The following is a 12,139-nucleotide window of genomic DNA, read 5'->3' on the forward strand; positions in this document are numbered from 1 at the left end:
GTGACGGAAGCATCTTGCCACGATCGAATCGCAGCCGAAAGCGTGATGACCCAAATTCCCCACCCGTATAACTTTGGGGACAAAGGATTCATTAGCCGTGACTTGCAAAAAAGGCTGTACGAAGAATACCAAATGGCGCTTTGGACTCCGTCTCGAAAAAACCAGAAACATCGTGCGTCTGAGACATGGGAGCAGTGGATCCAACAAAAACGCAAAGTGATCGAGACGGTGTTCTCGGTTCTGGTTGACCACTATCGCATCACGGGGATCCGAGCCAATTCGATTATCGGATTTGAAGTGGCACTAGACGGTATATTGTTAGCTTATTCCCTGGTTACACTTGGGCTAGTTGAGCGCTAAAGCTCAACTAGCACCACGGGTCCACGGGTTAAAAATAAGATGGCAATGCTGAACGTGAGCGCCACTTCCTGATCGAACCATCCAAACAATTGTTTTAACGGATTGGTGAAATTGCTCCACGCATAAACAGACCCAATCGAAATATGAACGCCGACAGCCGATAACGCAATGAGCCAACGGTTTTTCACAGCCTCTCCTCCCCTTTTACCCGATGATGATCCGACTCTCATGCGTATACACGTTAAACGCCTGCCCGCGCAAAAAGCCAACGACGGTTATGCCGAGTTCATCCGCCAAATCCAAGGCCAGCGTCGTCGGCGCCGATTTTGAGAGCAGGACGCTCACTCCCATTTTCGCCGCCTTTAACAGCACTTCCGATGAAACGCGGCCGCTGAATACAATGAGCTTGTCTTTCATCGCAACTTGATGACGCAGGCAATAGCCATACAGCTTATCGAGCGCGTTATGACGCCCGATGTCAGAGCGAATCACGACCATCTCATCCGGTGTGGCGAGCGCGGCGTTGTGAAGACCGCCCGTCGCCGCAAAGTCCGTCGACCGCTCGTGCAGCGCTTTCATGAGGCGAATGCAGTCATCCGCCTTCACCGTGATGCCGCCGACGATCGTTTTCGCCGTTTTCGCATCGTTGTAAAAATAAAACTGCCGACTTTTTCCGCAACAAGAGCCGATGAACCGCTTGGCATAAAACTGTTTGGCCGGCAGTCCGCCCGCGGCGAGTTCGACATAAGCAAAGCCCCGCTCCCCATCAATGGTCATCCCTTTGATGTCACTGCACGTCCGAATGACTCCTTCCGAGGCTAAAAATCCGATTACCAATTCATCTAGATGCGCCGGCGTGCAAACGATGGTGGCGAACTCCTCGCCATTGACCATGACCGTCAACGGAAACTCAAGCGCAATCTCATCTTCCTCCTCAGCCAACTGGCCGCCATCATATCGAACGATCAGCCGCCGTTTCGACGCAAACCCGCTCACCTTGCCATTCCCCCTTTCCATGCAAAATAAAACCGCCGCCTTCCGGACAAGAGGACACACTCGCCCCCTGTCAGCGAAAAGCAGCGGTAGTTTGCGCCCAGCACTTCTGCAGCGAAACCAACGCACATCCGTTTCCGAAACCTGCCTGCCAAGCGGCAAAACCGTTTAGCCGGCGAGGCTTCCACTATTTTCATCGTGCTAACTATTCATAAGCATATCACGAACAGCAACGAAAAACAATTGTTTTTGTTCACAAAATCGTCACAATTCAATCGGCTTCTCAAAAACGAAAACGGACACCGCCATATCTTCTTCCACTTTAATATCGCTGAACAAATAGAGCAGCTTCGAACCGACAAGCTCTTCCATGCCGTCCGGCACGTGCTGGACGTACACATCTTGGATCATTTTCGTTCTCGCCGCATGCACCATCTCCCGTCCCTCCGGCGTGCGGGCGATAAATTTCTCCGTCGGCGTCAAATTGCCGTGCAAAATCGTAATCGCCAAATTGTCGACAAAATACGTTTTGATCCGCTCGGGCCCTTTGCCAAACAGCTGTTTGCGCACTTTACGGACAATATCATTAAACGCGGCTTCCTTTTTTGACATCTGCCTCCCTCCTTTCACCAGCGCCTGAAAAACTTCTTGCGAATCCATTGTGTTCTCCATCCGGCCATACTATAATAATAATAAATCATAGCAAACGTATACACAGTGGAAAAATAATAAGGCCGAACGCCACCTTGTTATTTTTCTACGATTCTAGCAGACGCTGGATTGGTTGTTTAGTACCGCCATGCTAAAGAACTACTCCACCACGATGAAGCACGATTCTCATCGCTGGTGGGGTTTTTATTTTGCGAAGGAGGAGCGATCGATGGAAGCGCAACTCGTGACAGTGACCATTAACGGTCGTCCGTACCGCGCCAAAGAAGGGATGACCATTTTGGAAGTCGTCAATGAGCACGGCATCCCGCATCCGCAAGTTTGTTACACGCCGGAGCTTGGCGCCATTCAAACGTGCGACACGTGCATCGCGGAGGCGGACGGAAAACTCGTGCGCGCCTGTGCGACGCCGGTTGAGGACGGCATGACCGTCGAACTCGGCTCGCCGCGGGCAAAAGCAGCGCAAAAAGAAGCGATGGACCGCCTGTTGGAAAATCATCTCTTGTACTGTACGGTTTGCGACAACAACAACGGCAACTGCAAGCTCCACAACACCGCGGAAATGATGCAAATTGAACATCAAACGTATCCGTACCGGCCAAAAGTCGACCCGTCCGAGGTGGACATGTCGCATCCGTTTTACCGCTACGACCCGAACCAATGCATCGCCTGCGGGCAATGCGTAGAAGCGTGCCAAAACTTGCAAGTGAACGAGACGCTGTCCATTGACTGGAGCGCCGAGCGGCCGCGCGTCGTCTGGGACGGGGGCGTGCCGATCAACGAGTCGTCGTGCGTCAGCTGCGGGCATTGCGTCACCGTCTGTCCGTGCAACGCCTTAATGGAAAAATCGATGCTCGGCGAAGCCGGATTTATGACGGGGCTGGACAAAGACGTGCTCAATCCGATGATCGATTTCGTCAAAGAAGTGGAGCCGAATTACACCGCCATTTTCGCCGTTTCCGAAATTGAAGCCGCCATGCGCGAACAACGGATCAAAAAGACGAAAACGGTTTGCACGTTCTGCGGTGTCGGCTGTTCGTTTGAAGTGTGGACGAAAGGGCGGAAAATTTTAAAAATCCAGCCGGTTTCTGAAGCGCCGGTCAACGCCATTTCGACATGCGTCAAAGGGAAATTCGGCTGGGATTTCGTCAACAGCGAAGAGCGCCTGACGAAACCGCTCATCCGCAAAGGCGACGTCTTCGTCGAGTCGACATGGGACGAAGCGCTCGACCTCGTTGCCGAAAAATTGGGCGCGATCAAGCGGCAATACGGCGGCAACGCCATCGGGTTTATTTCGTCATCAAAAATTTCCAACGAAGAAAACTATTTAATGCAAAAACTGGCGCGGCAAGTATTTGAAACGAACAATGTCGACAACTGTTCGCGCTACTGCCAATCGCCGGCAACCGACGGCCTGTTCCGCACGGTCGGCATGGGCGGCGACTCCGGCACGATTCATGACATCGCTTCTGCAGGTCTAGTCATCATCATCGGCGCCAACCCGGCGGAAGGGCACCCGGTCATCGCCACCCGCGTCAAACGGGCGCATAAACTGTTTGGGCAAAAACTCATTGTCGCGGACTTGCGCCGCAATGAAATGGCCGAGCGGGCTGATTTGTTCATCCGCCCCAAACAAGGAACCGACCAAGTATGGCTGATGGCCGTGACGAAATACATCATCGACCAAGGCTGGCACGATGAGGCGTTCATTCGCGAACGCGTCCATTTCTTTGAAGAGTTTAAACAATTGCTGGAAAAATATACGCTTGATTATGCCGAACAAGTCACCGGCGTCGCCAAAGCCGATCTCATCCGCATCGCCGAAATGATCCATGAAGCGGACGGCACGTGCGTCCTCTGGGGCATGGGGGTCACGCAAAACACAGGCGGCAGCGACACATCGGCGGCGATTTCCAACTTGCTTTTGGCAACCGGCAACTATGGCCGTCCAGGGGCGGGCGCGTTCCCATTGCGCGGTCATAACAACGTCCAAGGGGCGTGCGACATGGGGTCGCTTCCAGCTTGGCTGCCGGGCTACCAACATGTGACCGATGATGCGGCGCGAGCAAAATTTGAAAAAGCGTACGGCGTCCGCATTGATGCGAAACCAGGCCTTGACAACATCCAAATGCTCGAAGCGGCCGAGCGCGGCGAACTGAAAGCGATGTACATCGTCGGCGAAGACATGGCGCTCGTCGACTGCAACGCCAACCACGTGCAAGAGACGTTGGCGAAACTTGATTTTGTCGTCGTCCAAGACATTTTCTTATCCAAAACAGCGCAATTTGCGGATGTCATCTTGCCAGCGGCGCCGAACTTGGAGAAAGAAGGAACATTCACGAATACCGAGCGCCGCATCCAACGGTTTTATCAAGCGCTCGAACCGCTCGGCGATTCAAAACCGGACTGGTGGATCATTCAAGAAATCGCCAAACGGCTTGGCGCCGATTGGCATTACGCCGGTCCGAAGGAAATTATGGATGAAATCGCCAGCCTCGCCCCGCTGTACTCGCAGGCGCACTATGACCGGCTCGAAGGCTGGAACAGCTTATGCTGGGGCAGCTATGATGGCGCCGATACGCCGCTGTTGTACAAAGAGCGGTTCAATTTCCCGGACGGCAAGGCCCGCTTTGCGCTGGCTGATTGGGTCGAACCGGTGCAATATCCGGAAGAGTACGATTTGCTCGTCAACAATGGCCGGCTGCTTGAACACTTCCATGAAGGAAACTTGACGTACAAATCAAAAGGCATCGAGCATAAATTCCCAGAAGTGTTTGTCGAAGTATCCCCTGAACTCGCCAAAGAACGCGGCATTGAAGATGGGGCGCTCGTCCGGCTCATCTCGCCGTACGGCCGCGTCAAAGTGCGCGTGCTCGTCACCGATCGAGTCAGAGGCAACGAGCTGTTTTTGCCGATGCATTCAATGGCCAATGAGAGCGCCATTAACATTTTAACCGGACCGCAAACCGACCATCGCACGAATACGCCGGCCTACAAACAAACGCGGGTGCGCATGGAGGTCATTGAACGGTCCGGGAAAACGCCGCTTCCGCGCACGAACCCGCGCTTTAAACAGCGCCATCCGCAAAACGGCGTTGAAGTCGAGCGGAAATGGCAGCGCCGCGACTACGTGCCGCTCACAGACGAGGAAAAAGGGGTGAAAGTCGGTGGCTAAACCGATTGCCACGATTCAGAAACGCCAGATGAACGAAGAAGAAAAGCGGTCCGAAGCGCTCGCAAAGCTAAAAGCAGCGGTCGGCGACAGCGAAGAAGCAGTCCGCGAACTATTGGACGTCATCGAACAGCTCCACGAAAGCGGCTTGCTTGAAGCAGCCAGCGCTTTGTTAAAGTCGCGCGAAAAGGTGGCCAAAATCGTGGTCGGCCAACTCAATCAAAAACCGGTGACGACCATGATCAACCACGCGTTCGCCTTGGCTGGCCTCGCTTCTTCGCTCGATCCAGAAAAAACGGCCAAATTGCTTGAGCATATCGCCGAAGGCGCCATGGAGGCGTACGAACAGACAGCTGTTGAGACGAAAAAGATCGGGCTGTTTGACCTGTTGAAGGCGCTGAACGATCCTGATGTCAACCGCGCCATTCGCTTTTTCCTGTCCGCGCTTAAAGCGATTGGCCAGCGGCTTGGAGCTGACAACTGAAACCTCTTCTTCCAAAACTAACAGCGTCCTGTGCAAAAGCAGGGCGCTGTTTTGTTTGCCAAAACACCATCCGTTGCCGGCTTGCGTCGGCAATGAATTTTAGTGATTCCGCCCCTCCCAGCTGTCGGCGTCGTATGATACAATAGCCATACCGTTGTTTGCCCCAACTGGACAAGAGAACGGTTATTGGCCCGACCCCGGGCGGGATATACTAACAAACGACGCTGACAAAGGAGGCGCCTTCACGTTGGATACAGGCACACATGTTTTGATGGGAGTGGCGCTCGGTAGCTTAGCATCGCTCGACCCCGCCATTGCCCATGACCCGTTTTTATCCCATGCCGTATTGATTGGCACGCTCGCCGGATCACAGGCACCCGATATCGATACGATTTTAAAGTTGCGCAATAACGCCAAATATATTCGCAACCATCGCGGCATCACCCATTCGATTCCCGCCGTTGTCATTTGGCCGCTGTTGATCGTCGGCATCATGGCCGCCGTCTATCCGGAAACGGACTGGCTCCGCGTTTGGCTTTGGACGTTTGTGGCTGTTGCCTTTCACGTGTTTGTCGATATTTTTAACGCTTACGGGACGCAAGCGCTGCGCCCGTTCACAAAAAAATGGATCGCCCTTGGCGTCGTTCATACGTTTGACCCAGTTATTTTTGCGCTTCATTTACTCGGCGTCGGCGCCCTGTTTCTCAACGTCCACCCCGGTTATGCGTTTCTCGTCGTTTATGCGCTCGTGGCCGCGTATTATGTGTTCCGCTTCCGCGAGCAAGCCAACATTAAACAGCTCGTGCACGCCTCTATACAAGGAGTGACGGACATCATTACTGTGCCGACGTGGCGGCCGCGCGAATGGCATTTAGCCATTTCAACCTGCGACGAATTTTACGTTGCCCGCGTCAAACACGGCGAGCTCATCATCCTCGACCGCTTCCAAAAACGGCCGCTTCCCGACCACCCGGTGATCAACGCCGCCAAGCGCGATGAAAACGCCGCCGCCTTTTTGTCGTTTTCCCCGGTGTACCGTTGGGAAATGAACGAATACGACGACTATTATGAAGTGCGCTTTACTGATTTGCGCTACCGGAGCAAAGGATACTATCCATTCGTGGCCGTCGTTCAGCTAGACCGCAACCTCAACATTGTCAGCTCATACACGGGCTGGATGTTCAGTGAAGGAAGGCTGCGGAAAAAGCTCGAGGTGACGCCAAACTGACAGAGCGGCTTGTTTTGATCCCAACAATTTGCACACATAAGCGCCCCCCTTCGTTTCATAATAAGAATACGTGTTGGCCATCCAACACGAGCTCGCCTCAAAAGGGGGAATGGGCCGTGCGAAATAAGGAGCGCAACTTCCCGAACCAAAACAACAACAAGCTCGAAGGCGAGCCGCGCGCCAAAGCGGAATACGCGTCCAAGCGGGCTGACGGGACGACCAACACTCACCCACAAGAGCGGATGCGCGCTTCAGGCAAGCGCAGCGACTTCTTCTAAAGAGAGAAAAACCGGGGAGCATGGACACATTCGCCTGCTCCCCGGCACATTCAGCAGCGAGGTGAACGGTCATGGGTCACCATCGGCGCAAAAAATTTTATGACAACTTTTACTCGAATCCGTTCCAGCAGCCGTGGGCCAATCCGAAACACGCTCATTCGCAGGTGAACGGTGAAACGCAGCAAACGCTCGACCTCATCATTTTAGAGCGGCAGACGCGCAAGCAGTCGTAGCGAAAAAACTTAGGGGTTGTTCCCCCTAAGTTTTTTTCTTTCGACTCGCTTTCCGTCTGGTTGCAAACTGAGCCCGCCTGTCATGAGGAGGGCAAATTCGGCTTGCGGAGCAGCGAAATCGGCAACGCTTCTTCCTCCCCGTTTCCTTTCAGCCGCCAGCCCCAGGCAAACACTCCTTTTAAATAGCGAACTTTGAAATATTCCCCAGGTGCTCCTTCAATTTCATAAATCTCTCCCGGGGGAAAATCAGCAGGGTTAAGCATATACGCTTTCGCCATGGCCATTTTTCGCTCATAGACAGCATATTCATTCACCATGCCCATCTGCTCCGCCTTGCGCGCTTTCTCAGCCAACACGGCGATTTCCCGCTGCAACTCCTCTTTCGTCATCTCGCTATACCGTTTTTGGTCCTCTCTCATGGTCACGATCCCCCTTTTTGGTTTTCACCGCTGCCTTGCCCGCGCAGCCATTCATCGATCAAGTCGAGTGAAAACCCTTTCCGATAAAGGGCTTGGCGCATCTTTTGCTCATAAAGCGGCCGCGGGTGGTGCGCATAACGGCGGTGCGCTTTCTCCGCCTGAACACTGAGCGCCTCCCGTTCTTCTTGTTCAGTATGAGCGCCGCCATCCGCCAAAACGGCGGCAATCACCTCATGCGGGAACCCTTTGCGCATCAGCTGCTGCCGCACCCGTTCCAAAAACGCGCGAGCCGATTCAGCCCGGCGCTGTTTTTTCGCTTTTTCGTAAAGCGAGCGGGCGATGGCCATCTGTTCATCCAACGTATACTCCGCCAAACTCTGCTCGATCAAGCAGCCCAAAACACCGAGCCGTTCCAGTTCGGCGCGCACAAGAAGCGGCCCTTTCGCCGCCGTCTTTTTTTGCGTGCGCACGTAGGCGGCCGCAAACGCCCCGTCATCAACATACCGCTCGGCGCGAAGCTTTTTGAGCACTTCATCAATCACCGAATCCGGAGCGCCTTTTTTTCGCAAATGTGCAGCGACCTCATGCTCCGAACGCATCCGGTGCGCCAAAAAGTAAAGCGCCTGTTGATACGCCTTTTTCACCTCATCGGCATACACAATATGTTGAAGCAGGTCGTCGCTGATCTCCAGCCCTTTTTTCAAGCGGAATTGAAGCAATACATCTTGATCAACTGTCAATCTCAACGACGGTGCGCCGTCACGGTGCACGACAATCCAAAATCGTTCAGCATTTTGTTCGGTTGCGACAATGTCGGCAATCGTTCCCATTGTTTGTCCCCCTTATCTTTTATGGTATCATAAGCAGGAACTTCTGACACCAAAAGCGAAGTCGTAAAATAAACCAATGGAAGGGGAATCAAGATGCGCATCGCCATCAACGGCGGCACTGGGCTGATCGGCCAGGCGCTCGCCCGCCATTTTTCCAAGCAAGGACATGAGATCTACATTTTCACCCGCTCTCCCAAACCTTCCGAAGGCAGCATTCATTATCTTTCCTTCGACAACGACCGAAAGCCTGAAGTTGTCGATGTCGCCATTAATTTAGCCGGGGAGCCGCTCAATCGAAAACGTTGGACGGCGAAGCAAAAAGAGATCATCCTTGACAGCCGCCTTCGATCCACCGAAGCGATGGGCCGCTACATCGATTCACTGTCCCGCCCCCCGTCGTTGTTTATCAACGCCAGCGCCATCGGCATTTACGGCACTTCGGACTCCGCAACATTTACCGAACAAACGACCGATTACGGCGGCGACTTTCTAGCCCAGACCGTCCAAGCATGGGAAGCATCGGCCCGTCCGATTGAGCAGCTTGGCATTCGCACCGTCTACGCTCGCTTTGGCGTCGTGTTTGCCCGACATGGCGGCGCCTTGCCGATGATGATCAAGCCGTACCGGCTGTTTGTCGGCGGCCCAATCGGCAGCGGACGGCAATGGCTATCGTGGATTCATCTTGAAGACGTCGTGCGCGCAGTCTCGTACATCATCGAACACGAGGAATTGTCCGGCCCGATCAATTTCACCGCGCCCCATCCAGTGCAAATGGACGAGTTCGGCCGCACAGTCTCTCGTCTTCTTCGCCGTCCGCATTGGCTTCCGGTTCCCGCTTGGGCGCTTCGCCTTCTCCTCGGTGAAATGAGCATGCTCGTTGCTGATGGGCAGCGCGTCATCCCGGAAAAGCTGTTGCAGGCCGGTTTTCGCTTTTCGTTTCCGACGTTGGAAGACTGTCTCACGGACCTGTTTTTTTCAGACGCTCGACAAAAAATATCCAAAAAAAATTAACAAAAAAGCAATTCCCTTTTTACACTTGATCGTGTATGATAAAAGAGACTTCAGGCCAGTTGTTGTTCATAACCGCATACTGACAAGAATGAGGGGAAGGCAAATGGTGCGCCACCAGCGCTCGCGCTGGTTCTAGTGGGTTCGATTCCCACCCCGAAATTTTTTTAACGATGTTTTTATAAAAAAATTTCGAGGGTGGTTTCCCGCTAGGAGGCTGCCCTCGGCATCCAAAGGAGGGATTGGCCATGCTGAAAAAACGCGAGCTGCAAGACTGTCATGCGCTGTACGAGCTGATGGTGCACCCGGATGTCTTCCCTTTTGTGCGCCAAAAAGCCGGCTCGTATGAGGAGTTTTTGTTCATGACGAAACAGCTCATCGAAGCGGAAGAACGAGGCGAGCTCATTTCGCGCACGATTTTGGACGAATGGGGAAACCCGATCGGCACGATCAGCCTCTTTGACATTCAAGACGGCGCCGGCTTTTTAGGAACGTGGCTCGGCAAACCGTACCACGGGCGCGGTTACAATCGGCGCGCCAAAGAAGCGTTTTTCCATGAGCTGTTTTATGTGCTGTCGATCGAGACCGTGTTTTTGCGCATTCGCAAAGTCAACGTCCGCTCGATCAAAGCGGCAGAAAAACTGCCGTACGTCATGCCGGCCAATGAAACGCGGCGGGCGCTGCTCGAGCAAATCGGCGCGGATGTATACAATTTGTACGAAATTACAAAAGACAACTACACGCTTTATACGATGCGCCATCCCTCCTTTACGCTGGAAGAGGAACAACGAAAAGAAGCGTAAGCGCGGAAGGACGCACGACGATCGAAAAAGAGGCTGTCCGTTCGGACATCCTCTTTTATTTATGCATAAAAACGGCTGGCCTCGTCCAAAATGGAACTAAAGGCATATCATGCAAAGCGAGGGAACGAGCGATGGCGGAAAAACGAAAACGCGAAAAAGTGAAGCATACGTTGACAAGCGCCCAAGAAGTAAGCTATGCCCGCGATTTTAAAATGGCGGACCAAGCGGGCGGCTATACGGCCAAAAAAGCGCGCCATTAGAAATGATTGCTATTTATATGGCGGCGCCGTCCATGCCATGCTAATGAATGAATCGTACGATTCACACTTCTTTATAGGGGGCATGGACGATGGGCCGATCTCGCGGACAACGGACGCGCGACAAAAACAAGGCGACTTTGCCGCAAGTGCCGAAACAGCTGAAATCTGACGGCATCGATGTGGAATACTCGGCAGAATTTGCCGACCATGAAGACCTCGAGGCGCAGGCGCGCGCTGCGGCAGCCGGCATCCGCCGGCAAGAGCGCAAACAGTAATCGAACATGGCGCCCGCTTTGATGGGGCGCCTTTTTCCTGTGAACCGCTTCCACTTCGCTTTGCTTGGAGTGAGAGACTTTCTTTGTGAAACACGTCTCTCAAGCCGCGCTACACCGTCGCCTCGCCCTCGAGCTCCAACACTTGGCTGTACCGTTTGTAAAACCGCCCCAACTCCCCTTTGTAATTGTCTTTCCACGGTTTTTCCTTGCCGCAATAATGAATAAAGACGGTGTTTTCTTCGATCCACGCCAAATTATGTTTTGGGTTGGGCAACAGCTGCAAAAAATCGTAATAACGGGCATCATAGTTGTAACGGTAGCCATCGACCGGTTTGATTTTGTCCCAATACAGCCCGTTGAGCACATCTTGGTCAGGAAGGACAAGCTTAAACCGGTTGTCGCGGATAAACTGGTAAATGTCCGCGAGCCGGACGTGTTCGCGCATCGCCGCGATGTTCATCATCATGACGCCCGTGTTGAAATAGCCTTTCGCGTTCGGCGTTTTTAACCGCAACTTGTTGAACAAGTTTGCCACCTTCGTCGAATGGGTATGCTCAGCCGCAATGAACAAGTTCCCTTCAAAATCCATGTCATACAGCTCATCCATCGGGTTGATCGCCACAATATCCGGATCAAGGTACAAGACACGGTCGACGTCTGGCGGCAAAAACAAATGCGCCGCCAGACGGTAATACATCTCCACCGTATAGTGGCGGAAAACAGGCGCATCATGAAACAGTTGCGGATCAACGTAAATCGGCACCAGCTCATGCCCCTGCCGGCGAACAAACTCGCCAAGCGCCTGAATCTCTTCCTCGGCAATGCGCGAGTAAAGCAAGTAAAACGTAAACGGGCGCCGGTTGTTGCAAAACAGCGAATGCATCAAGACTCTCAGCGGCGGAAGATAATTAGCGTCTGTCGTGACTAACACTTGAAACATGCACCATCACTTCCTTTTTTGCGTCATCGATTCCCCTTTCTCTACAATTATATAGAAATTTAGGTGAATGTTGCGCCCTTTTCATGCCAAATTGTCCGACCGGGCGACGATTTCTTTTCATTCATTTGTATCGAAGAGCTATTCACGCGGCTACGTGCATCTTCTCCTCGCCAGCCGGCTTTCGCTG

General features: G+C 53.2%; 14 protein-coding genes and 2 pseudogenes. 10 read left to right on the forward strand and 6 right to left on the reverse strand.

What is annotated here, in order from left to right; all coding sequences use genetic code 11:
* Nucleotides 1–360, forward strand: a pseudogene (locus tag CV944_RS09205) (IS982-like element ISBs1 family transposase); the annotation flags it as partial.
* 29 nt (nt 361–389) lie between these two features.
* Here the strand turns inward: CV944_RS09205 and CV944_RS09210 are convergent.
* From CV944_RS09210 to CV944_RS09220, 3 genes and pseudogenes are all read right to left on the reverse strand, one after another.
* Nucleotides 390–548 (reverse strand): annotated as a pseudogene (locus CV944_RS09210) (MFS transporter); the annotation flags it as partial.
* Nucleotides 549–564: 16 nt separating this feature from the next.
* Nucleotides 565–1,356 (reverse strand): formate dehydrogenase accessory sulfurtransferase FdhD, encoded by a 792-nt coding sequence (gene fdhD, locus CV944_RS09215; RefSeq protein ID WP_050368230.1) that lies wholly within the window; start codon nt 1,354–1,356, stop codon nt 565–567.
* Between the two features lie 261 nt (nt 1,357–1,617).
* Complete coding sequence (locus CV944_RS09220) at nt 1,618–1,965, reverse strand: Na-translocating system protein MpsC family protein (RefSeq protein ID WP_100659752.1); 348 nt, start codon at nt 1,963–1,965, stop codon at nt 1,618–1,620.
* Nucleotides 1,966–2,233: 268 nt separating this feature from the next.
* On the opposite strand from CV944_RS09220, the gene fdhF reads away from it, so the two are divergent.
* From fdhF to CV944_RS09245, 5 genes are all read left to right on the forward strand, one after another.
* The gene (gene fdhF, locus CV944_RS09225; RefSeq protein ID WP_100664093.1) at nt 2,234–5,197 is read left to right on the forward strand and encodes a formate dehydrogenase subunit alpha; all 2,964 of its coding nucleotides are present in this window, start codon (nt 2,234–2,236) and stop codon (nt 5,195–5,197) included.
* Nucleotides 5,190–5,678, forward strand: coding sequence for a helical membrane plugin domain-containing protein (locus CV944_RS09230; protein WP_033009885.1), 489 nt, complete (start codon nt 5,190–5,192; stop codon nt 5,676–5,678). Before fdhF ends, CV944_RS09230 begins: the two co-directional genes overlap by 8 nt.
* Nucleotides 5,679–5,925: 247 nt before the next feature.
* Nucleotides 5,926–6,906: a metal-dependent hydrolase gene (locus tag CV944_RS09235; protein ID WP_063330010.1), complete on the forward strand. Its 981-nt coding sequence runs from the start codon at nt 5,926–5,928 to the stop codon at nt 6,904–6,906.
* Between the two features lie 116 nt (nt 6,907–7,022).
* Nucleotides 7,023–7,184 (forward strand): small, acid-soluble spore protein K, encoded by a 162-nt coding sequence (locus tag CV944_RS09240; protein WP_033009883.1) that lies wholly within the window; start codon nt 7,023–7,025, stop codon nt 7,182–7,184.
* Between the two features lie 71 nt (nt 7,185–7,255).
* A complete protein-coding gene (locus CV944_RS09245; RefSeq protein WP_071880153.1) occupies nt 7,256–7,417 on the forward strand; it encodes a YpzG family protein in 162 nt (53 codons plus the stop codon).
* 80 nt (nt 7,418–7,497) lie between these two features.
* Here the strand turns inward: CV944_RS09245 and CV944_RS09250 are convergent, their stop codons facing one another.
* Together CV944_RS09250 and recX are read right to left on the reverse strand one after the other, a co-directional pair.
* A complete protein-coding gene (locus tag CV944_RS09250) occupies nt 7,498–7,836 on the reverse strand; it encodes a YfhH family protein (RefSeq protein ID WP_033009882.1) in 339 nt (112 codons plus the stop codon).
* A gap of 2 nt (nt 7,837–7,838) precedes the next feature.
* Entirely contained in the window at nt 7,839–8,666 is an 828-nt protein-coding gene (recX, locus tag CV944_RS09255) for a recombination regulator RecX (RefSeq protein ID WP_047817793.1), read from the reverse strand.
* Between the two features lie 93 nt (nt 8,667–8,759).
* Between recX and CV944_RS09260 the strand changes: the two genes are divergently transcribed.
* The 4 genes from CV944_RS09260 (at nt 8,760) to CV944_RS09275 (ending at nt 11,012) form a co-directional block, all read left to right on the forward strand.
* Nucleotides 8,760–9,677 (forward strand): TIGR01777 family oxidoreductase, encoded by a 918-nt coding sequence (locus CV944_RS09260; RefSeq protein WP_100664094.1) that lies wholly within the window; start codon nt 8,760–8,762, stop codon nt 9,675–9,677.
* Nucleotides 9,678–9,922: 245 nt separating this feature from the next.
* Nucleotides 9,923–10,477 (forward strand): GNAT family N-acetyltransferase, encoded by a 555-nt coding sequence (locus CV944_RS09265; protein WP_100664095.1) that lies wholly within the window; start codon nt 9,923–9,925, stop codon nt 10,475–10,477.
* Nucleotides 10,478–10,608: 131 nt separating this feature from the next.
* On the forward strand, nt 10,609–10,737 hold the full coding sequence (locus CV944_RS09270) for a YfhE family protein (RefSeq protein WP_078172606.1): 129 nt from the start codon (nt 10,609–10,611) through the stop codon (nt 10,735–10,737).
* 89 nt (nt 10,738–10,826) lie between these two features.
* A complete protein-coding gene (locus CV944_RS09275) occupies nt 10,827–11,012 on the forward strand; it encodes a YfhD family protein (RefSeq protein ID WP_011229952.1) in 186 nt (61 codons plus the stop codon).
* Between the two features lie 109 nt (nt 11,013–11,121).
* Here CV944_RS09275 and CV944_RS09280 read toward each other — a convergent pair whose 3' ends face one another.
* Nucleotides 11,122–11,952 (reverse strand): glycosyltransferase family 8 protein, encoded by an 831-nt coding sequence (locus CV944_RS09280; RefSeq protein ID WP_047817790.1) that lies wholly within the window; start codon nt 11,950–11,952, stop codon nt 11,122–11,124.
* Nucleotides 11,953–12,139: the final 187 nt, after the last annotated feature.

The sequence above is a fragment of the Geobacillus sp. WSUCF-018B genome, assembly GCF_002809985.1.
Taxonomy (GTDB): Bacteria; Bacillota; Bacilli; order Bacillales; family Anoxybacillaceae; genus Geobacillus; species Geobacillus thermophilus.

Excerpts from the sequence above, each read along its gene's own strand:
- CV944_RS09220 (WP_100659752.1), bottom strand. The coding sequence starts at position 1,965 with ATGTCAAAAAAGGAAGCCGCGTTTAATGATATTGTCCGTAAAGTGCGC.
- fdhF (WP_100664093.1), top strand. The coding sequence starts at position 2,234 with ATGGAAGCGCAACTCGTGACAGTGACCATTAACGGTCGTCCGTACCGC.
- CV944_RS09245 (WP_071880153.1), top strand. The coding sequence starts at position 7,256 with ATGGGTCACCATCGGCGCAAAAAATTTTATGACAACTTTTACTCGAAT.
- CV944_RS09250 (WP_033009882.1), bottom strand. The coding sequence starts at position 7,836 with ATGAGAGAGGACCAAAAACGGTATAGCGAGATGACGAAAGAGGAGTTG.
- recX (WP_047817793.1), bottom strand. The coding sequence starts at position 8,666 with ATGGGAACGATTGCCGACATTGTCGCAACCGAACAAAATGCTGAACGA.
- CV944_RS09260 (WP_100664094.1), top strand. The coding sequence starts at position 8,760 with ATGCGCATCGCCATCAACGGCGGCACTGGGCTGATCGGCCAGGCGCTC.
- CV944_RS09265 (WP_100664095.1), top strand. The coding sequence starts at position 9,923 with ATGCTGAAAAAACGCGAGCTGCAAGACTGTCATGCGCTGTACGAGCTG.
- CV944_RS09270 (WP_078172606.1), top strand. The coding sequence starts at position 10,609 with ATGGCGGAAAAACGAAAACGCGAAAAAGTGAAGCATACGTTGACAAGC.
- CV944_RS09275 (WP_011229952.1), top strand. The coding sequence starts at position 10,827 with ATGGGCCGATCTCGCGGACAACGGACGCGCGACAAAAACAAGGCGACT.
- CV944_RS09280 (WP_047817790.1), bottom strand. The coding sequence starts at position 11,952 with ATGTTTCAAGTGTTAGTCACGACAGACGCTAATTATCTTCCGCCGCTG.